Source organism: Mucilaginibacter pankratovii (assembly GCF_014773265.1).
GTDB classification, from domain to species: domain Bacteria; phylum Bacteroidota; class Bacteroidia; order Sphingobacteriales; family Sphingobacteriaceae; genus Mucilaginibacter; species Mucilaginibacter pankratovii.
The window spans coordinates 187,493-207,973 of the sequence record NZ_JACWMY010000003.1; the positions used below are offsets into that span (position 1 = coordinate 187,493).

Annotated in this window: 16 protein-coding genes and 1 pseudogene; 11 read left to right on the plus strand and 6 right to left on the minus strand. The window is 45.5% G+C overall.

The genetic code is table 11. From position 1 onward, the window contains the following. Positions 1-53: 53 nt before the first annotated feature. Entirely contained in the window at positions 54-2,507 is a 2,454-nt protein-coding gene (locus tag IDJ77_RS06530) for a DUF5916 domain-containing protein (protein WP_191188135.1), read from the minus strand. A gap of 227 nt (positions 2,508-2,734) precedes the next feature. Between IDJ77_RS06530 and IDJ77_RS06535 the strand changes: the two genes are divergently transcribed. The 7 genes from IDJ77_RS06535 (at position 2,735) to IDJ77_RS06565 (ending at position 11,556) form a co-directional block, all read left to right on the plus strand. Next, the gene (locus tag IDJ77_RS06535) at positions 2,735-3,907 is read left to right on the plus strand and encodes a helix-turn-helix domain-containing protein (RefSeq protein ID WP_191188136.1); all 1,173 of its coding nucleotides are present in this window, start codon (positions 2,735-2,737) and stop codon (positions 3,905-3,907) included. Positions 3,908-3,994: 87 nt separating this feature from the next. Further along, the gene (locus IDJ77_RS06540; RefSeq protein ID WP_191188137.1) at positions 3,995-4,771 is read left to right on the plus strand and encodes a C10 family peptidase; all 777 of its coding nucleotides are present in this window, start codon (positions 3,995-3,997) and stop codon (positions 4,769-4,771) included. A 65-nt stretch (positions 4,772-4,836) separates the two neighbouring features. After that, a complete protein-coding gene (locus IDJ77_RS06545; protein WP_191188138.1) occupies positions 4,837-6,006 on the plus strand; it encodes a hypothetical protein in 1,170 nt (389 codons plus the stop codon). Positions 6,007-6,076: 70 nt separating this feature from the next. Further along, on the plus strand, positions 6,077-7,405 hold the full coding sequence (ffh, locus tag IDJ77_RS06550; RefSeq protein WP_191188139.1) for a signal recognition particle protein: 1,329 nt from the start codon (positions 6,077-6,079) through the stop codon (positions 7,403-7,405). Positions 7,406-7,589: 184 nt separating this feature from the next. After that, a complete protein-coding gene (locus IDJ77_RS06555) occupies positions 7,590-9,743 on the plus strand; it encodes a S9 family peptidase (RefSeq protein WP_191188140.1) in 2,154 nt (717 codons plus the stop codon). A 263-nt stretch (positions 9,744-10,006) separates the two neighbouring features. Next, complete coding sequence (locus tag IDJ77_RS06560; protein ID WP_191188141.1) at positions 10,007-10,387, plus strand: hypothetical protein; 381 nt, start codon at positions 10,007-10,009, stop codon at positions 10,385-10,387. Between the two features lie 140 nt (positions 10,388-10,527). Then, positions 10,528-11,556, plus strand: coding sequence for an acyltransferase family protein (locus IDJ77_RS06565; RefSeq protein ID WP_191188142.1), 1,029 nt, complete (start codon positions 10,528-10,530; stop codon positions 11,554-11,556). A gap of 161 nt (positions 11,557-11,717) precedes the next feature. On the opposite strand, the gene IDJ77_RS06570 is transcribed toward IDJ77_RS06565, so the two are convergent. Next, positions 11,718-12,476, minus strand: a complete 759-nt coding sequence (locus IDJ77_RS06570; RefSeq protein WP_191188143.1) for a class I SAM-dependent methyltransferase — start codon at positions 12,474-12,476, stop codon at positions 11,718-11,720. A 170-nt stretch (positions 12,477-12,646) separates the two neighbouring features. Between IDJ77_RS06570 and IDJ77_RS06575 the strand changes: the two genes are divergently transcribed. Next, positions 12,647-13,099: a hypothetical protein gene (locus tag IDJ77_RS06575; RefSeq protein WP_191188144.1), complete on the plus strand. Its 453-nt coding sequence runs from the start codon at positions 12,647-12,649 to the stop codon at positions 13,097-13,099. A 300-nt stretch (positions 13,100-13,399) separates the two neighbouring features. Then, positions 13,400-14,455: pseudogene (locus IDJ77_RS06580) on the plus strand (YifB family Mg chelatase-like AAA ATPase); the annotation flags it as partial. Here the strand turns inward: IDJ77_RS06580 and IDJ77_RS06585 are convergent. Both IDJ77_RS06585 and IDJ77_RS06590 read right to left on the minus strand, forming a co-directional pair. Continuing rightward, positions 14,436-15,920: a recombinase family protein gene (locus tag IDJ77_RS06585; RefSeq protein WP_191188145.1), complete on the minus strand. Its 1,485-nt coding sequence runs from the start codon at positions 15,918-15,920 to the stop codon at positions 14,436-14,438. The pseudogene IDJ77_RS06580 and the gene IDJ77_RS06585 sit on opposite strands and share 20 nt — an antisense overlap. Positions 15,921-15,950: 30 nt before the next feature. Then, entirely contained in the window at positions 15,951-16,109 is a 159-nt protein-coding gene (locus tag IDJ77_RS06590) for a hypothetical protein (protein WP_191188146.1), read from the minus strand. 210 nt (positions 16,110-16,319) lie between these two features. On the opposite strand from IDJ77_RS06590, the gene IDJ77_RS28010 reads away from it, so the two are divergent. Next, the gene (locus IDJ77_RS28010) at positions 16,320-16,568 is read left to right on the plus strand and encodes a helix-turn-helix transcriptional regulator (protein WP_191188147.1); all 249 of its coding nucleotides are present in this window, start codon (positions 16,320-16,322) and stop codon (positions 16,566-16,568) included. A 408-nt stretch (positions 16,569-16,976) separates the two neighbouring features. Further along, positions 16,977-17,477 (plus strand): hypothetical protein, encoded by a 501-nt coding sequence (locus IDJ77_RS06600; protein ID WP_191188148.1) that lies wholly within the window; start codon positions 16,977-16,979, stop codon positions 17,475-17,477. Between the two features lie 291 nt (positions 17,478-17,768). Here the strand turns inward: IDJ77_RS06600 and IDJ77_RS06605 are convergent, their stop codons facing one another. Together IDJ77_RS06605 and IDJ77_RS06610 are read right to left on the minus strand one after the other, a co-directional pair. Continuing rightward, on the minus strand, positions 17,769-18,284 hold the full coding sequence (locus IDJ77_RS06605; protein ID WP_191188149.1) for a hypothetical protein: 516 nt from the start codon (positions 18,282-18,284) through the stop codon (positions 17,769-17,771). A 167-nt stretch (positions 18,285-18,451) separates the two neighbouring features. Then, positions 18,452-20,083: a recombinase family protein gene (locus IDJ77_RS06610; protein WP_191188150.1), complete on the minus strand. Its 1,632-nt coding sequence runs from the start codon at positions 20,081-20,083 to the stop codon at positions 18,452-18,454. Positions 20,084-20,481: the final 398 nt, after the last annotated feature.

The window sequence follows — 20,481 nt, forward strand, 5'->3', positions numbered from 1 at the left end:
GGCCGCTCTTCTAATCGGGAGATTGCTTCGTTCCTCGCAATGACGGTGTGTTTTTACCCCTTATCGTGGCGCTTTCTCAACGCCTGGAAATCGATATAGTACAGCACCTTCAGCGAGAAATTGTTGTTCTGCGGCAGGTTAAACGTATTGTGTAAGTTGTTGAGGTAGCCCTCGTTGGCCGGCAGATCCGAATTGAAAGCCGAGTTTTTCCAGGCAAGGCTAAGCTCGCTGCCGGGGGTAAACTGCCAAACGTATACCATATCCACATTCCAGATGTTTACGTTACGGTCGGCATGATCAAAGTCGACAGTTGTAAGCGCGCTTACATATCCATCTTTGCCAAGGTTATAAAACTCTTTATTATTCACCTTGCTCCAGTAGTGCCGTAGCCTTAAATTAAGCCCCATAGTGGCGCTAAAGGTATACTTCAGGCTGAAGATGTTTTCTACTGTATGCACATTTCGCAAAGCAAAAATGGGACTATTGTTCACGGTATCTTTAGTAGAAAAGCCCAGGTAGTTTATCCGGGGGCTGAAAGTAATATCCTCATTGATGGAAAACTTGTTGCTCAGGCGCAGGTTAAGAAAAAGTTCCAGGTCGTTACCGTGCCCGCCCTTGCCGTTCCAAACCCAGGTATCAGAATACCAGAAACCACCCGAAACCATCTTAGAGCGGTTGGTGCTTAAATTCCAGTTTAGCATAAAGTTACGGGGCGAGCGGTAGCGTAGTCCGTCTGTACGGGCTTCATAAAAATCGTTGCCCTCAAAGCGGTAATGGCCGTTAATATTTACCTGCCACAGGTTTTTAAAAGTACCGAAGCCGCCAAAATTTTGATTGTAATTTTGGTAGTTTGATGCGTTAACCCGGCGCGAATAATAATTGTTGGTCCATACCCCGTATTGGGTAAACAGGTGTTTGGGTTTGTAGTTGGTGTACTGCAGGTTAAGGTTATGTTCTAAGTAGTTGTTATTATACATAATACCCAAATCGTTAGAGTTGTAGTGGCTATCAACCATATCCTGCCCAATATCCCAGGTAAAATTACCGGATGATTTCCCGCCGATAACCTCATAGCTGTAGCCTGTGTTGGTTTTCATGCCGCCGCCATAAAGGTTACTCATCATAGCAAAGCCACGCAATTTGTAGGTGTTCTTTTTATTGTTGAGGTTGTATACAAAGCCGCCCACATTTGCAGAGTAATCTTTACCAAAGCGATTTACGTTGGTGTTGATCAGTGTTATCGCGGAGTTGTTCTTTAGGTTCTGATCAAATACCAGGATATTATAATTAGCTAAAGGGCTGGTTTGTACCCGCCGCCGGTTCCCTAACGAGTCTTCTATGGTGGCGTAAGCCGTATTAGTGATCGCGTTAAACATACCGATCCCAAGGCCGCTTGAAAGCCTCCCGGAGAGTTTAATAGCATTGAGTAGCTTTGTTTCGGTGGGATTGGCGATTATCTCTTCCCCCTTACTTGTAGCAATATCGTCGTGGTGGATAGGCTGCCCGCCCACCCTGCGCGAATAGAACAGGTTGCCTTTATTAAATAGCTCGGTACCCTCGGTGAAAAAGGCCCGGTTCTCGTTATATTCTACTTCGAAGGGGGTTAGGTTAAGCACTTTGTTGTCAGATTGCACCTGGCCAAAATCGGGGATCAGCGTCAGGTCCAGCGTAAAGGCATCGTTAATACCATATTTTACATCCATCCCACCGTTAACCGATGCTTTGGTGTTGGGCACACCGGCTGTGTTGTACGGGTAATGGTTTACGTAAGTAGAAAAATAGGGGTAGAAGGCCAAACGGACCGGCGGGTTCAGCTTTTCTAAGCCGGTTAATATCCCTTCCTGGTTTATAAAGCCGTTCGCTTTTGGGTCTATCTCGTTCCAGAATAACTGCTGCTGGATGCGCTGGCGTTTGCGGATAAGGTTCATGCCCCAGGTTTGTACATCCTTTTTTGCAAAACGCAGGGCCGAATACGGGATCCGCATTTCTACCGACCAGCCGGTTTCGCCAATATGCACCTTACTGGTCCATACCGAATTCCAGTTAGGGTCCTCTGTATTTCCGTTAGCATCCGGCGGGGTATATTTGGCATCGAACTGGCTGTTAGCCGATGTTACAAAAAAGCCGGTACCGTTTATGCCATCCTGGTAAGTATCAAAAATTATCCCCAGGAAATCTGCATTGCCCACGTTGTCGCGTGTAGCAATTTCCTTGGCCATTTTATCTGAGGATGTTTCGTACATCCGTGCGCCAACGTAAATGGCGTTATTATCGTAGATGATCTTTACCTCGGTGCGCTCTTCGGGTTTTTCGTGTGTGCCGGCATTGGGTTGCAATTCCACAAAATCGGTAGCGATGGGCACATTTTGCCAGGCAGCATCATCCAGCACGCCATCCATTTTTGGCGGGGTTTCGGTTTTTATGGCAACTAAGGTTTTCTTCGCCTTTTGAGAAAAAGCGTTAAGGGTTACTATAGAGAGAAAAAGAGCAAGGAAAAGTACCTTCATGTAAGGGGGCTTATAATGCTATAAGATGTGCGAAGTTTGCAAAACGTTACAAAATCAAGTATTAAATGTTGGTTAATAAGTGTTAAATAATTGGCTATATGTTAAATAGCTATGCAAAAAACATATTCCCCGGATGGGTAAACGCATAATTTAATCTTATTTTGAGTTTTTAAGGGCAATTTGATGCCACACATAATGTGTATTTTTATATCCCCTCACCCATAAAAATGAGCTTTAACTGGTTTGATGTAATTGTGTTGTTTGGCATTCTGCAGGGCGTGGTTTCTGCGGCATTGCTGCTGTGTATAAAAAGCAGCAATGCGGCCACAAGGCTTTTGGCTGCTATGTTATTTGTATTTAGCGTGCTCAGTTTTAAAATCGTGCTGCACACCCTCGGGCTTTGGGATAGTCCCCTGCTGCGCTATTTTCCCCTGGCTATCGATCTGCTTATCCAGCCCTTACTGTACCTGTATGTGGTGGCGCTTATCCTCCCCAAATTCAAACTCCGGGGTAGGCAACTGTTGCACCTTTTGCCGCCGGCGTTGCTCATGCTGCACGCCATTGTGGTTTATATAGCGGTGCTGCCGGTAAGCGGACTAAGCGCTAAAGACGCCATAGCCGGGCAATTATATTTTAACCAGGTAAAGTCGGTAGAGGATGTCCTGTCGGTTATCAGCGGAATTGTTTATGGTCTGCTGAGTTTCAGGCTGGTGCAGCGTTACCGGGGCTGGCTGTATAAAAATATATCCGGCACCGCTTACCCAACCTTTACCTGGTTAAAGAATGTGTTGCTGCTTACCGGCATATTGGGCGCCGGGCTAATGGCCAATGTTCTGCTCGACCAGGTTTTCCATTTTAATGCGCGTCATTTTTTACACTGGGAGATCTTTTACGTTTACCTCTCGGGGCTTATCTATTACATCGCCATCAAATCGTACCAGCAAAAAAACGGCGTGGTTGCAGCCATGCCAAACGATGAAAAGGCCCGGCCGGCCGAGTTGGCTGTATCTAAATACACCCATACCGAACTTGCCACCGCGAAAGAAGCTATCTCCCTATCGCTGGGAAAAGAAAAACTGTTTTTAAACAACGAGCTCACGTTAAGCGCACTTGCAGCGCATATTATGCTTTCGCCCGCGCTTGTGTCTGAAGCCATCAATAAGGGGTTTGGTATGCCTTTCCGGTCGTTAATAAACAATTACCGCGTGGAAGAGGTAAAGCAAAAACTGGCCAACGAAAAACTCAGCCACCTTTCTATTCTCGGCATCGCGTTCGAAAGCGGCTTTAATTCCGAAGCCAGCTTTTATCGCATATTTAAAGCCGCCACAGGCGAATCGCCAAAGAGCTATCTCGCCAAAACAAAGAAACTTACGCCTCCGGCAGCTCCCCGACTTTCTTAACCGCTCTGTTTTTATTTGCTCTCATTACCTGTTTTGAGAGGATGGTGAATGCCGTTTACCCTTGCTTTGCCTTAAAAACAAAAGAATATGAAAAAGGCAATTAAAATTATTTTAGCGTCGCTGGCTATATTGTGCACCAGCTATGTTTTCGCAGCAACAGCGCTTATCCCCACTACCGATACCACACCCCGGGCCGATAGCGTATTAATAAAAACCCACTGGCAGCAAATGGGCGGCTTTGAAAGTTACACCCCGGATAAAATGAGGCTGGGTTGCTGGAGCACCGCCCTGGCGCAGATCATGTATTACCACCGGCTAAAACCGTTCGGCCATGTGGCCTATGTATCCAGTAAGGGCTATCGGATAAATGAAAAGATAGACAGCGCTACCATCCGCATGGATAAACTGGCCAACCAGATAGACAGTACCACCAACGGGGAGCAGGTAGCCGAAACCGCCCGGTATAATTACTACGCCGCGCTGGCCATTCAAAAAGATTTCGGCACCGATAATTACATGAATAAGCTTGCCGGGGCAAGCCTTTTAGAGCAGCATTACAAAGTAAAGGTAAGTCGGTACATCTCCTGGCAGCGCCTGCTGCCTTATACTGCGGGTAAACAGAAACGCATTATCAGAACAGAGATCAACAGCCAGCGCCCGGTGTTTTTGCATTTCGCCAATCTTAAAAACTTTGGGCATTCGGTTGTGATAGATGGTTACCGCGAAGACGGTGGTGTATTTATGGTACACCTGAACCAGGGGCAGGGCGGCCCGCAGGATGGCTGGTATAATTATGATAAGGACCTGCTGAAAGAAGATGACCGGAAATTGCGGGTTATCTACACGTTTAAGCCCTTGAAATAATAAGGGCCGGTGGTTAGTCCGATTTATTGAAATTAAAGTACCTTAACGGCACCTATTTCATCGCAATGAATTTTAAACTATCCGCTTTTATTACCTGCCTGTTTTTAGTCGCCGCTGTTTCGGGCAGCCGGGCGCAAGATGGCGGTGTCATCATCCCGAAAAACATTAACCTGCCGCAAGACACGGTAAGCAAACAAATAGTAATTGCCCTCAACGGTTTCCTGTCTCAAAAGGAAAAGCCGAATAAGGATAATTCGTTTGTGCTAAAGGATGAGCTTTTGGAAACATCGGCCTTGCTGGATGAAATGAAGGGGATAGAGCAAAATGTAACGCTCAAAGTGGCCGATTTCTATAGGCCATACCTGACTAATGTTGTGAAACAGGGGGAAAACCGGTATGCTGTCCAGTTTTCCTATATCGGAGTGGCCGGCGATACGCCGCTAATGAGGGCAAGCTTTAAGCTACTGGCTAAACAAGTAAACGGCCGGTTTTACTTTTATTCGCCGCTTAGGCAAAACACCAGTTCCTGGAAAGTTAAAAGCCATGGCGCAGTATCTTTTCACTATAGAGACACCCTTTCGTTTGCCGACGCAAAGGAGTTTATAAGAATGGTTGCGCTTTACAATAAAAAGCTCAACACCAATAAACCGATTATACTTTATTATTGTACGGATTTTTTAGAAGTACAACAGCTGCTGGGTATTGAATATATGGCAGATAACGCCGGCCTCGTCAGCAATCAGTTAGGTGCGGATGAAAACAACACAGACCTTATTATTAATGGCTGGAGCACAGTAAAAAACAGGTTTGATCCGCACGACCTGTTTCACGACAGGCTGCGCACCGTAATGAGCAGCGCTATCATTAATCGCCCGGTAGATGAAGGCTGCGCTTACCTGTACGGCGGCAGCTGGGGTAAAAGCTGGCCCGAGGTTTCGGCAATGTTTAATGTTTACGTAAAAGATAACCCCGGTGCTGATTGGCTGCAACTGTACCTTGATGGAAAAAACTATTACAACGATGGGGGCAAGATCTTCAAGATCTCGTACATGATCAATGCGCTTATTGTACAAAAGCTGGAAAAGGAAAAGGGCTTTGCCGCGGTGATAGAATTACTAAGCTGCGGCAAAAAAGAAGCCGGCGATGCCAATTATTTTAAGGCGCTGGAAAAATTGACCGGGATAAACAAAGCCAATTTTAATACGGAGGTTTCGAAATTGATAAAGGGGAGCTGATTTTCATTTAGTAGAATGGGTTTATGCTTCAAAATCATACCTTTGTATCCTCAAAAATTAGGAATACATAATGTTTGAAAATTTATCAGATAAGCTCGACAGGGCGTTCAAAGTACTAAAAGGACAAGGCTCGATCACGGAGATAAACGTGGCCGAAACCATGAAAGAGATACGTAAGGCGCTTTTGGATGCCGACGTTAACTATAAAACAGCCAAAACCTTTACAGATGATGTAAGGACAAAAGCAATGGGCGAAAATGTATTAACCTCCATTTCGCCGGGGCAGCTGCTTACCAAGCTCATGAATGATGAGCTGACCGAGCTAATGGGCGGTACCACCGCCGAGCTGGACCTGAAGGCATCCCCTACCATTATCCTGATAGCGGGTTTGAACGGTGCCGGTAAAACAACCTTTACCGGTAAGCTGGCCAACTACCTTAAAACGCAAAAAAATAAAAAACCATTACTGGTTGCCGATGATATTTACCGCCCTGCGGCGATAGACCAATTACAGGTTTTAGGCCAGCAAATTGGCGTACCGGTGTATGCCAACCGCGAATCGAAAGACCCGGTTGCTATTGCCCTGGAAGGTATAGCCCAGGCTAAGCGCGATGGCAACAACGTGGTGATTATTGATACCGCCGGCCGTTTAGCGATAGACGAAGCCATGATGCAGGAGATAGCGCGCGTAAAATCCGCTGTAAAACCGCAGGAAATTTTGTTTGTGGTGGATAGTATGACCGGCCAGGATGCCGTAAATACCGCTAAGGTGTTTAACGACCGCCTGGACTTTACCGGTGTAGTATTAACCAAGCTGGATGGCGATACCCGCGGTGGCGCGGCGCTGTCGATCAAATCGGTAGTGAACAAGCCGATAAAATTCATCGGTACCGGCGAAAAAATGGAGGCGCTTGACGTTTTCCACCCGGATCGTATGGCTTCGCGGATCCTGGGCATGGGCGACGTGGTATCATTAGTGGAGCGCGCGCAGCAACAGTTCGACGAGAAGGAAGCTGCCGAACTGCAGAAGAAGATCCGTAAGAACAAGTTCGATTTTAACGACTTTTACAGCCAGATACAGCAGATCAAAAAAATGGGTAACATGAAAGATCTGATGGGCATGATACCGGGCGTTGGCAAAATGATGAAGGATGTAGAAGTAAGCGACGATGCCTTTAAAGGGATCGAAGCCATCATCCAGAGCATGACACCGAAAGAAAAAGAAAACCCCGAACTCATCAACCAAAGCCGCCGTGTACGCATCGCAAAAGGCTCGGGCAGCGATCTGCAGGAAGTAAACCGCCTGATGAAGCAGTTTGATGATATGAAAAAGGTAATGAAACAAATGAGCAACCCCGCAGCCATGGCCAGCATGATGCGCCGGATGCCGAAAATGTAAAGCGAAGCCCCCCAGCCCTGCCTACCGGCAGGCAGGCCCCTGAAGGGGGGCAAAAATTTTAAAAGCCTCAGCAGAAATGTTGGGGCTTTTTTATGGAAGTTCCCCGCGTGTAAAATTCCTACTACATATAGCCGCTTTGTGACTGAATTTTGCAAAATTAGCAGTTAAACTTTTTACTGATCTTATGACTGTATCTTTCCCCATCCGCCGGGCGCTGTTGGTTGCGCTTGCTGTTTCGGCATTGTCCTCCGCGCAAGCGCAAAAAAAGCAGCTTACCACCGGGCAAATGCTCAAAAACGAGCCCAATAAAATTATTACCCCCCTGCCAACTATTAGCGGCTGGGCAGATGACAGCCATTATATAAAAGCAGCGGCAGGCCGCAGAGGCGGCGGCAATGGCGGAGGAAGCACCCAGGTGGATGTGCTCAGCGGTACCGAAACCCCATACACCCCGCCCGTTACCAACATGACGGTAAGCGTGCGCGATAAGGATGTTTACCTGAAACAGGTAAACGGTACCGAAACCCGCCTCACCAAAACGGCCGACGAGGAGCAAAACCCAACCCTATCGCCGGACAACAGCAAAGTGGCTTACACTTTTGGGGGCAACCTGTATATCCTGGATATCGCCAGCGGCAAGCAATCAAAAATTACCAATGATGGTACCGATGTTATTTACAACGGTTACGCGTCGTGGGTTTATTACGAGGAAATCTTAGGCCGGGCGTCAAAATACAAAGCTTTCTGGTGGTCGCCGGATAGTAAGACTTTGGCCTGGATGCATTTTGATGATACCCAGGTGCCGATGTTCCCACTGTATAATTCAGATGGGCAGCACGGCTTTACCGAGCTTACCCGCTACCCGGAGCCGGGCGACCCGAACCCGAAAGTAAAGCTGGCCTTTTACAACGTACCAGCTAACAAAATTACCTGGGCCGATTTCAACGAGAACGACGATACTTACCTGGGCACACCTATCTGGTCGCCGGATGGTACCGAGCTTTGGATGCAATGGATGAACCGCGATCAGAATAACCTGAAGCTTTACGCCGTTACCCCGGCAACCGGCACCAAAAAAGAAATTTACGACGAGAAACAAAAAACATGGATCAGCTGGTTTAAGGATATCGATTTCCTGAAAAGCAACCAGGGTTTTATTGTGATGAGTGACAAAAGCGGCTGGGAGCATATTTACTGGTACGGTATGGATGGTAAGCTGAAATCGCAGTTAACCACCGGCAACTACACCGTAACCGGGATACAGTACATCGACGAGAAGAGCAAGCAGGTATATTTTACCGCCCGCAAAGAGAACACTGCACGGGTAGACCTGTACCGGACCAACTTTAACGGCAAAGGCCTAACCCGTTTAACGGCGGGTGAGTTTAACCACACGGTATCCATGTCGCCCCAGGGCACTTATTTTACCGATACCTACTCTAATGTAGAAACCCCGGCTAAAACGGCTGTGTACGATAGCAAAGGCAAACTGGTTAAAGAAGTGGCCGACAGCAAGGGCGCCGAGTACGGCGATTACGAAATAGCTACCACCAAGCTTATCCGCGTGAAAACCGCAGATGGTTTCGACCTGCCGATGACCGTTATGCTGCCATTGAATTACGATCCGAACAAAAAGTACCCGGTGATGATCAGCATTTACGGCGGCCCCAATGCCGGTACCGTAATGGATACCTGGCGTTTTAGCGGCATGGCGCAATGGTGGGCAAAAGAAGGCATGATACAGGTGGCCATGGATCACCGTGCATCGGGCCATTTTGGTAAGGTTGGCCAAAACTATATGTATAAAGACCTGGGCAAATGGGAAATGGCCGATTATATAGAAATGGTGAAATACCTGCGCACCCTAAGCTATGTAGACCCCACAAAAATGTGCATTACCGGCGGTAGCTACGGCGGCTACATTACCGCTTATGCCCTCACCTACGGCGCTGATTACTTCACTCATGGCATAGCCAACTTTGGCGTAATGGACTGGAGCCTGTACGATACCCATTACACCGAGCGCTATATGGGTACGCCCAAAAACAACCCCGAAGGTTACAAAAGCAGTTCAGTATTAACGTATACCAATAAGCTGAAAGGCGTTTTGCGCATAGTGCATGGTACCATGGACGATAACGTACACGCCCAAAACAGCATCCAGCTGATCAGCAAACTGCAGGACGAAGGCAAGCATTTTGAATTTATGCTGTACCCGGGCCAACGCCACGGCTTCCGCGACAAAGGCAAAGCCGAACACCAGCAAATGGAAACCAACCGGTTTATCTACCAGTATTTATTGCAGAAACCTGTGCCGGCGGAATTGGCTGCGAAATGATTTTTTAACCACAAAGGATACAAAGAAAAAAACCACAAAGGGCGCAAAGAGAAATTTTGTACCCTTTGTGGTAAAAGTTATGCCTGCCTTCGTGTTCTTCGTGGTAAAAAAATTATTTTTGATTTTTTATGTTGTCAAATGCCGTTTTCTCAAAATTTAATTTTACTTTGCGTAACAAAACAAACAGAAACCCGTTAAACTATTAATAAACGGTACGGTCTAACAAACGGTACTTAACTATTAACACTTAAACACCACACGCTATGCAAAAAGCCTATCAATCCATTTATGTATCGTTTTACAGGTGGAACTTCAAAAACTTCGGGCAGGGTAACAGCATCCCTCAATTCAAATCGATGTTCAACGTGAGCTTTTTGCTGGTGGTATTGCTTACCAACGCCATGCTTTTAACAAAGCTGATGATCAAAGGGCACTTGGTAACTCTTGGAATGGGTGTATGCGTGGCTATTGTTGCCGGCGCGGTCCTTTTCCTGGTGGCCAATCATTTTATTTTGCTCAACAACAAATGGTTTAGAAAGGTAAACCTACAGATGGCGCATGTAAGCACCCGCCGCAATGTTAACATCTGCTCAATAGCCTTATTATTTAATGTATTTATCGCCTGCGGATTGAGTTTTATTTAGACTTCGACCCCATAAAATTTTTAATAATTAAACGCCGCATTTTTGCGGCGTTTTTTGTTGAACTCATCTCCCGCTTTATCATCCGGCCTGTTGCTTAATTAAACAGGAATTGTTTAAAATCCATATCTTGCAGCTGCTTAATGAAACCGCTGAAAGAATTTAAGATAAACAATTTCGACCTGCTGAGGCTGCTTGCGGCTATCGAGGTGATATTTGATCATTATTACCAGCACCTTAAGCTGCCCATCAGTCATACAGGCTTAAAAGTGCTTTACCTGTTCCCCGGCGTGCCGGTTTTCTTTGTCATCAGCGGGTACCTCATTTCGGCCTCGTACGAACGCAATAATTCCATCAAAAACTATATCCGCAACCGGGCGCTGCGTATTTACCCGGGACTTTGGGGCTGCATCATTTTAACACTGATCGTTTTTACCCTCACCGGCGTAAACTTTTTAAACAAACAAACGCTCGCCTGGCTGCCATCGCAATTGCTGGGCTTTATTTATACGCCCAACTTTTTGGCCAATTACGGTTTCGGTTCCTACAACGGCAGTTTGTGGACCATCCCCATCGAACTGCAGTTTTACATTATGCTGCCCATTTGCTTTTTATTCGCACCCAAAGGAAAGCTCAACACTTGGTTCATCGCGCTGTTTGTTGTGTTTGTGGGGCTAACCCTTGCTTACGGACTGGTACCACTCGGCGATAAGATAACCAAGCTTATCCGCTACACCTTTATACCACATTTTTACCTGTTTTTGCTTGGGGTGATCTTCCAGCGGTTACGCATTTACAGTTCAAAATTTATTTATGGGAAGGCGCTATACTGGATAGTGCCCTATGTAGCGTTCAGCATGTTCTTTTTTGACAGGATAGACGCGGCGTATTTTACGGTGATTCAATACCTGATCCTGGCCTTCACCCTGCTTTCCATGGCCTATACCCTGCCAACCCTTGCCGATAAATTGCTGCGGAAGAACGATATTTCTTACGGCATATACATCTACCACGGCATGATCATCACCGTAGTGGTGGAGCTTAAGCTGGTTCCTTATTTTAACCTGGTTTATTTGATACTGGGCACGGTGGTGATGGCGACGCTGTCCTGGTTATTTATCGAAAAACCCTTTATTAAGCGGAAAGCGCGCACCATCCACGCGGTGGAATAATACCGGTTTTAAACGCTGCGTGTCGCAAATCTTAAACATCCCGTCATGCCGAATTTATTTCGGTACCCCATATGCAAAGTGGCGATGTGTAAAGCGGTTAAGCATGTTGGCTACCTATCCAATGGGGTCCTGAAACAAGTTCAGGATGACGTTCCTTAATGTTACTTCATCAATATCCCCACAAACATATTCCCTACCCAATTAAAAGGAGCAAATAAGCCGTAGATAATTTTGGCCGCGCTTAACTGCATGCTTTTTGGCAGTTTGCCAGCCAGTTTTGATACCATGAGGCCATGGTCCCAAAAGCGAAGCACGCGTATTTGCTTATAATTTTTAAGCAGGTAGCTTTTCACCGCCTGGGTAAAGCTGTTCTTATCCCAGCGGTATACGTAGTTAATGGCGGAGCCCTGTTCCTCCCATTCGGTACCCATCAGGTTGCCGATGAGGCTGTCGTACGGCTCTATTACGATCACCGCTTTTTTAGCCACACGCAGCATTTCGGTAAAGCCGGTAACCGGTCGTGGTAGGTGGTGCAAGCCATCCTGCACCACCACCAGGTCGTATGAAGCATCGGGCACATCCAGGCTTTCGCCGTTTAGCATAATGGTGCTGATGGACGGGTCGAACTCATTGCAGATCTTGAGTGAGTTTTCGGAGATATCGCTTACGGTAACATTGTTAAAGCCGTTCTTTTTGAAGAAAAGGCCTTCGCCCCCAACTCCGCCGCAGGTAAGGAGCACGCTCCACTCGCGGATGTTGGTATTGCTTTGCTCCAGTACTGCAAGAGCTTTCAGCAGGCGGCGATCGCGCAGGTAGCGGGTAAGCGGATCGGTAGTGATATGAAAATCGAACTCCGATTTCTGTTCCGGCGCGTAAATTCCCTCGTAAGCGTTCTGCTGCTGTTTAACCTGCTCAAGCATCGTATAACTTTTTAGGGGAAAGATAGGAATTTTGAGGGAAAGGAGGAAGAGGGGAATGGTGGACTTGTTGTATATTTAGGGAGGAGTTATATAACTCATGCTTTGCAATCACACGCAAAGCATTATGAGCCAACAAGAAGTTTTAAACAAAGAATACCAATAGTCTAAGCATGAAATCAGCAACGATCTATAAAATAAAAGGCATTGGATATTTAATACACAGCCATAGCAAAACCAGTATTGGGTTACGAGTCGCTTCCGAGCCATTTATAAACTTACCGGAGGGCGTTGATAATGATGTTCTGGCTGACGCGATTAAAACTGCGCTTTGCAATGATGACTCAAAACGGATCCCTCATCCTAAAGATTGGAAACAGGCCGACAAAGAATTTATGGCGAAGACAGGCTTAAAGTCTTCAAAGTCATTGTTCTCCCCTAAGGCAAAGTGTTTGTTGGCCGAAGAAACGGATGAGCAAATTATTTTTACTCCAACCATTCCCGCAAAAAAGCCAGATTCGGGGTTCTTATTCATGGGGGAGGCAGACAAGGTCGCCGTTCTAAGCAAAGCGTCAAATCAAGAGATCTTTTCGGCTTTTGAATTGGCATTGAGCCGGTATGAATAAATTTTACGAATAAAAGGGGATAACCAAATGGTGCCTCGCTAATCGAAGCTTATAAGTCGACCCAAAACGAATTAAGTTTTCACCTACCGCTAAGCAACAATTTACCCATAATCAACAGACATCCCCAAGCCGCAAAACCTCCCAACATTTCACGCTATAATCACCCGCAATTGCATGTTTAAACATTGTTCGGGCTTGTTCGAGCTGTTCGCGCTACATCGCGAACGCGAACAAGAGTATTCCTTTACCAAACCTTCAAAATAATTCTATATCTTTCGCTATACAAAAACCTTGTCTATAGTGTTAGTTAAAACCTTTGGAAGTGCGGTTTATGGCATACAGGCCATCACCATAACAGTGGAAGTGAATATAAGTGGGGGCAAACTGGCCTACTTTGTTGTTGGCCTGCCCGATAACGCTGTGCGCGAAGCCATGCAACGTGTAGAAACCGCCCTGCAAACCAACGGTTTCCGGATGCCACGACAACGTATCGTTGTAAATATGGCGCCTGCGGATATCCGCAAAGAAGGGTCCGCGTATGATCTGACCATCGCCATGGCCATTATGGCGGCTTCCGGCCAGATAGATGCCGAAGAGCTGGATAAATACCTCATTATGGGCGAACTGTCGTTAGACGGTGGTTTGCAACCCATCAAAGGTGCACTACCTATTGCCATCCAGGCCCGTAAGGAAAAGTATAAAGGCTTTATTCTTCCCAAGCAAAATGCCCGGGAAGCCGCCATAGTGAACGATCTGGAAGTTTACGGTGTAGAAAACATTAAGCAAGTAGCCGATTTCTTTAACGGTACCGCCGCTTTAGAACGCGAAGAAGTAAACACCCGCGATGAATTCTATGATAGCCTCACCAATTACGATAGTGATTTCAGCGAAGTACGCGGGCAGGAAAATATCAAACGTGCACTGGAGATAGCCGCAGCAGGCGGGCATAACGTTATCCTCATAGGCCCGCCCGGTGCCGGCAAAACTATGCTGGCACGCAGGCTGCCCTCTATACTGCCACCACTTAGCCTGCACGAATCGCTGGAAACTACCAAGATTCATTCGGTGGCCGGCAAGCTATCCGCAGCGGATGCGCTGGTAACTACCCGGCCATTCCGTTCTCCGCACCATACCATTAGCGATGTGGCGCTGGTTGGCGGCGGCAGTAACCCGCAGCCCGGGGAGATCTCGCTGGCACATAATGGCGTTTTGTTCCTGGATGAATTGCCGGAGTTTAAGCGCTCGGCTTTAGAAGTGATGCGCCAGCCGCTGGAGGAGCGGCGGGTAACCATCTCCCGCGCCAAGTTTACGGTAGATTATCCCAGCAGCTTTATGCTTATCGCCAGTATGAATCCATGACGTTGTGAGAACCTTTCTTTGCATTTAAGGGAGTTTGGGGGATATAGGCGAGCGTGATGTCGATGTCTTCCTTTCCTATCGTAATGCTTGATACCACCGTTTCGACAATACTGCGCTTTTGCTCAAACGTCATCACCCCCCATTGGCTGTACAGATTATGCACGTCTTGCATGATGGTGTCGCTTGAAAGCAACTGAATGGTATACACATCGATTTCTGCCTCGAGCATGGGCAACTGCTTGTCCAACTGATTAAGACGTTCTTCTGCCGGGCGATACTTTTCTGCAAATTGCTCTTTCGATAACTCTTGTTCAGAGCGCATATCAATCCATGCATCAATGTTCCGTTGCAGGCGAGCGCGTTCTTTTCTGGTGCTTTCCAGTAGTGCTTGCTTTTGCTCAATTTCGCTTTCGGTTTCAGTGATGTAGCTTGATACTTCAATGCTTTCCAAATATTCTTTGAGATACACCTGAAAAATCTCGTCTAAATCTGCGACTGCAATGCGGTGCCTGCACTTGGCACATGCGTACACCTTTGATGTGTGGTACACATACATCGGTTTACCACAGGTACATTTCACGAACCCCGACAAGAGGTACACAGCTTTCGGTCCCGGTGATTTCTTCTTTTCCTGAATGTCGAGCAAGCTATTAACCTGCTGCCACAGTTCAGGTGAAACCACAGGAGGGCAAGGCATCACCACCCATTCACTTTCGGGCTTGATAACCCATGCCTTGCCGTCACCGAGGCTCTTGGTGTAATTGGCGCGGCGTTCGCCTTTGGCGGAACTGTCGCGCAGCAAGCGGGATAGGGAGGTGGCGGTGAATTTCGAGCCGTTGCGAGTTCGATAACCAGCATCATTCAGCGCTTTGGCGGTGCTAAATTTTCGTTGGTATTTCAAAAACAATTCGTACATCAGTTTGCGCACTGGTGCCTCTTGTTCATTGATCACCAATTCCTTGTCAACCCACTGATACCCGAACGATGCCTGACCGCCGAGCGGCTTGCCCATTTTTGCGCGTATCGGAACGGACGCTGCCACGCGGCTACTGATTTCCTCGCGCTCCCACTCCGCCATTGCTGCAATGACCGTATAAAACAGTCTGCCAGCTGGCGTGCTGGTGTCGATGCTTTCAGCAAGGGAAATTAAGTCAGCACCAGATGCGCGGAAGATGTTAGAGAATTCTAATAGTTCAATGGTGTTACGCGCCAACCTCGCAAGCTTTGAAAATACCAAGCCATTAATATGACCACTTTTTACGTCCGCAATCATGCGCTTCGTTTCGGGATGCTGCATCACTGACTTGCCGCTAACTGCGTCGAGCTTGTATACTTCCATCACCTGCCAGTTTTTGGCATTCACATAATAGCGAGCGCGCTGCTCGTGATGCTCGGGACTCTCGTCTTGCACCTGCATCTCCGTGCTTACGCGAATGAAGATGCCAATACGCTTTGTTTCCATTTGTTAGTGAAATGATTGTGAAAGATTTAGTTACTTAAAGTTAGGAAAAGAAAGAGAATGCAGCAATGCAATGAAAAATTCAATTGCAGAGAGCACTCCATCTACTACGACATACACCATTGAGAGTATGAGCGCTGCGCCGAAGATGAACTTCAGCAGGTGATCGGTTTTTTTAAAAGGAACTTTCATGTTTTTATGATTTCCTTCTATTGTAGAGAGCGTGAGCGGCTCGGAGTAGTGTCAGTATTTAACGGTTGACCATTATCACAATGGGAATTACATCATTACTTTACATTTTCTTTAGCACTTTTTTAATACAATGGCGTGGAGACGGCTTCACTGTTGACCGTTAAATACTGATACTATTATTCACCTTGTTTCAATTGTTACTATCTCCTTGTGAGTTACACGACACCCTTATATCCAAATAGGCTACGAGTAACTCGCGAAAATGCGGGCTACACACAAAAACAATTAGCACGATTGCTTGGATACAACAACTCCAATGCGGTATGCGCCTGGGAAAACGAACACACTATGCCGAGCGGCACCAACCTCCTAAAGCTGTGCATCCTCTATAGAACGACACCGATGGAACTGTATCCAGAATATACGCAACAGATGGAATATATCCTGATCGCAACATAAGTATCGTCCTGACGAGCACGATACTACAAACTCAATATCGCTACCGCTATCCTATACAACATTAGGCTTTTTCTTTGGCCCCAATTTTTAAAAAATCGCAACGAACGTACGAACGAAAAATAAAAAAAATCGAACGAACGTACACGCCTTATCAGTTCATAAAAAACATTATGCAACGAATAAAAAGCAATCTGTACACTCCTAACGAAATCACACTGGCCCACACCCTCGCGGACGGGCTGAATGACCAAAAGTCCCTCGCGTTCTACTTGTCGTGCGCCAAGAAGTACCCAAAGGACTTCTTGTTAGCCCAACTGGTGCACGTCCAGTCACTGCCCGACCATTCGGTCTGGACGACGCGCCCACGGCTGTTCACTCATATTATTACTAATTCAATCTACAACACACATGATTATACTTGGGATTAGCCTGGGCACATCGCGGACGGGCATCTGCATATTGGACAACGAGAAAATACTGGCGAAAAATGTCCACGACTACCCGGTACCGTGGTCAGATACGAAGCTTCGCGCCATCCTCAGTAATTTTCGCTCTTATTTTAAGCGGTACGCGATTATCGGGGTGATTGTAAAAGTTCCTCCGCCGTCCCGCCATACTCCAGCACTAAAGCGACTGATGCGGCGCATAGAGGCGTTGGCAAGGGATCATTACTGCGAAGTGGATTTCATCACCAAGGCTGAAATAAAAGGCACCTACGTCCTGCAGTCGACGGACGAGATAATCCAGTTCGCCACTAAAATGCATCCCGAACTTTTAGAGCTGTATCAAAGAGGTATAAAAAGCAATCACAAATTCCACAAGAAATTATATGAAGCAGTATTGGCTGCACATATCTTTTACAATAGGCTGAAAGTGAAATACCTTAATAGGAAGAAGAAACACGAATAACGGTCAAAGAAGCGGGGTAACAACTCCGCTTTCTGATTGATACTAACCCTTTGTAATAATGGCGGTGAGGAGAGGCAAGAGGAATGGTTATAAGAAAAAGGAATAGATTATGTTTTGTAATTTCAGAAAAAGTATATACGTTTGAGGAAACAACAAAACCCCTGTCTATTCGGCTATCCTCACTCTTCGATAGTGAGACCTTGTAGTAACAGAGGCTTGTCGTTCAAAACACCTAAAAGCAGATAGGTGCTTCTGTTGGCGTTGGACACCAATATTTTATAAAAGCTGGGCTTAAAGTCCGGCTTTTACTTTTATCATAAACTCTTCTTTTAGAACACCGTTATTATCTAACCACTCTGGCAATGCATAAAGAAATTTTGATTTTATTGGATTTCCTTCTATAACTACCTTTGCTATATCGCCGTTTTTAGTTAATTCGGCTATCCGTGGTGAGAAATTTGATACCTTAATTTCTTTACCTACAATTGTGTTGTATTTTTCTCTCAACGCATTAGCAGATAATGGAGTTTCATTTTCGCTTATATATTCCATCACCACTGCCTTTAATGTGTAGTTTGAAGCAGACGTTTTCCTTCTCTTTGTTTTATTAGGGATAAGTTTTTTATGTTGCGCCTGATTACTAAGTATTGGTTCTACTACTTCATCTGTACCTAATAACTTAGAGAGCATATCAGTATAAGTGGTAACCATAGTGCTATGGCTTACAACTCTACCTTTGTGGTACTTTATCAAGTCTTTAAGTCTCTGTATTAGGATTTCATCTACCTCTGTTTTCTCAGTCTGCATAAAAAATCATTTGCTTAAGACAAAAGTAATTATAATAATTAAACTTCCTAATTATTTTCCTTAAATATGTAGGAAGTTAAGAACTTTTTTGTGTTTATAGAGTTGAAACAAATAAAGCCACTTAAGCATGGTCAAATTTAATTGTAAAAGGCTATTGGAAATATTTTTTACATTTCACTAAAAAGGTTCCTAACGTCGTCTAACAGCGAGCACAATTTTTCAGAATTGAGTAAATTCTCAATTTTAGCCTTAAAATATGGGGATAAAACAGGTTCCGACGTGGGGTAAATGCTTTTAATATGCATTGCAATCTGTATTACGGGCCAAATCCAATTTTCCCTTGTTAAATCAAGCTGTTTTTGGCTTATGGACAGGTTCCAACCTAATTCCGCAAGGATACCCCTTTTGTCCTCCGAATTGCCATTTTGAAATCGTAAAGCGACTAATTCAGTTATAGATAAGGCACCATTAACTTTGTCCAGCCAGCCATTTTTATTTGTTTCCAAGTTTTGGGTCAATTGCAAAAGTTCTGCCTTTTCCGATTCCATTTGCAAGCGGCGGCTCTGGTATTCCGTGTCATTAATTAGCGCGGCAGCACGCATGTCAATCAATCCTTCAATCTTCTTTTGCAAAAGAGAGTACTTGTTTTTGTATGCATCTAATTGGGCATTAGTCCCGATAAAGTGCTTTTCGTTTTCTTTGGATATCCATGTTAGTACCAAATCGTGCAACGGCTTAGGAATGTTGATGTTAACCAAAATTTGGTATATGTTGTCATTTAATTCGTTTTCAGTAACGGGCATTTGTTTGCAAGCCCCGCGTCGCTTAGTGCAACCATAATAAATGTAATGATGAACATTGCCGTTCTTTTGCTTTTTAGTTTTCGCCATGCCGGTAATAGCGCATCCACATTCGCTACAATGCAACATGCACCCTCCAAATGCAAAATAATGAGTTATGGGTCGTGGTCGCTCAGGTGCGCTGAGAATCTCTTGTGCGCGATCAAACTGGGCTTTGGTAATCATCGGTTTATGGTTGCCCTTAAACCAATTTCCGCTGCCTTTTGGAAACTCAAATTCACCGTAGTAAAACGGGTTATGAAATATTTTATAAATGCTTGATTTGGTAAGCTTTTTATTATTTCGAGAACGCAGCCCCCATTCATTGGTGGCTTTGGACAGAATTTGATACGGTGTATGAGTTCCGGCAAATAACAATTTCCACATTCTTTCGACGACTGGAAACCGTTCTGCGTCGACATCTCGTTTCCGCGCCCCCCGAATTCCGTGTTTGTCAGGAAAATACCCTATCGGCGGACATGCAGGGTACATGTTCAAGCTTGCACTTTTAAGCATCCCATTTTTCACATCAATTGCTTTGTTGTCGTTTTCAAATTTCGCCTGCAAACAGTTGAAGCCGAACATAAACTTGTCCATAGGGTTGTTACGATATACGTGCCCATCGGTAACAATCTCTTTAAGAAGCCCCCTGTCAAAAAGGTCAATTAGCTCGCCTGTGTCTACGGAGTTTCTCGAAAGTCTGTGAGGTGCCCACGTTATAATCCCGTTTATTTTTCCGTCCTTGACCATATTAACGAGGATGCCAAACCCAAACCTGCCCGGCTTTTTCGCAGACATTTTTTCTTCTATCGTTTCCACAACCGTCAAGTTGTGCGCATTTCTTAACCTATCAAGAACGTCGCGCTGGTTGCCAAGCGAAAGCGTTTGCTTTTCCTTGTCGTCGGTAGATTTACGCAAATATTCCCCATAGGTTATAACATCAATTTTTTCTGTTTTCATATTAGTGTCTTTAGTCCAAACCCAAAAAAGGGGCAAGCAGTAACAGTCTTAAGTTGCTATACGTAAGACTCTGCTTGCCCCTTTTATGGGCTTAAAACCTGTTATTTAATAATCTTACGTATAGCAGCGACATTGTATCACGTAGTTCCATTATTAGTTATAGGGTGAGAATCGGGTGCAAGATATACCAGTTTATATAATGCGAATAATTTGGCGGCTTCACGTTCTGCTTGCTTTAAAGTAAGGACTACGTTGTATTCGCTTTTATATATTTCAATAAATTGTAGTAAGTCCGCTTCGATTATTTCCATAGAAATATTTTCCCATTTGCAATTATCAGCCACCAGTATCAGTATTTCATGGCTGATCGTTAAATACTGATACTACTCTCTTATTCA

Coding starts and splice junctions, on each gene's coding strand:
- IDJ77_RS06530 (WP_191188135.1), bottom strand. CDS start 2,507: ATGAAGGTACTTTTCCTTGCTCTTTTTCTCTCTATAGTAACCCTTAAC.
- IDJ77_RS06535 (WP_191188136.1), top strand. CDS start 2,735: ATGAGCTTTAACTGGTTTGATGTAATTGTGTTGTTTGGCATTCTGCAG.
- IDJ77_RS06540 (WP_191188137.1), top strand. CDS start 3,995: ATGAAAAAGGCAATTAAAATTATTTTAGCGTCGCTGGCTATATTGTGC.
- IDJ77_RS06545 (WP_191188138.1), top strand. CDS start 4,837: ATGAATTTTAAACTATCCGCTTTTATTACCTGCCTGTTTTTAGTCGCC.
- ffh (WP_191188139.1), top strand. CDS start 6,077: ATGTTTGAAAATTTATCAGATAAGCTCGACAGGGCGTTCAAAGTACTA.
- IDJ77_RS06555 (WP_191188140.1), top strand. CDS start 7,590: ATGACTGTATCTTTCCCCATCCGCCGGGCGCTGTTGGTTGCGCTTGCT.
- IDJ77_RS06560 (WP_191188141.1), top strand. CDS start 10,007: ATGCAAAAAGCCTATCAATCCATTTATGTATCGTTTTACAGGTGGAAC.
- IDJ77_RS06565 (WP_191188142.1), top strand. CDS start 10,528: ATGAAACCGCTGAAAGAATTTAAGATAAACAATTTCGACCTGCTGAGG.
- IDJ77_RS06570 (WP_191188143.1), bottom strand. CDS start 12,476: ATGCTTGAGCAGGTTAAACAGCAGCAGAACGCTTACGAGGGAATTTAC.
- IDJ77_RS06575 (WP_191188144.1), top strand. CDS start 12,647: ATGAAATCAGCAACGATCTATAAAATAAAAGGCATTGGATATTTAATA.
- IDJ77_RS06585 (WP_191188145.1), bottom strand. CDS start 15,920: ATGGAAACAAAGCGTATTGGCATCTTCATTCGCGTAAGCACGGAGATG.
- IDJ77_RS06590 (WP_191188146.1), bottom strand. CDS start 16,109: ATGAAAGTTCCTTTTAAAAAAACCGATCACCTGCTGAAGTTCATCTTC.
- IDJ77_RS06600 (WP_191188148.1), top strand. CDS start 16,977: ATGATTATACTTGGGATTAGCCTGGGCACATCGCGGACGGGCATCTGC.
- IDJ77_RS06605 (WP_191188149.1), bottom strand. CDS start 18,284: ATGCAGACTGAGAAAACAGAGGTAGATGAAATCCTAATACAGAGACTT.
- IDJ77_RS06610 (WP_191188150.1), bottom strand. CDS start 20,083: ATGAAAACAGAAAAAATTGATGTTATAACCTATGGGGAATATTTGCGT.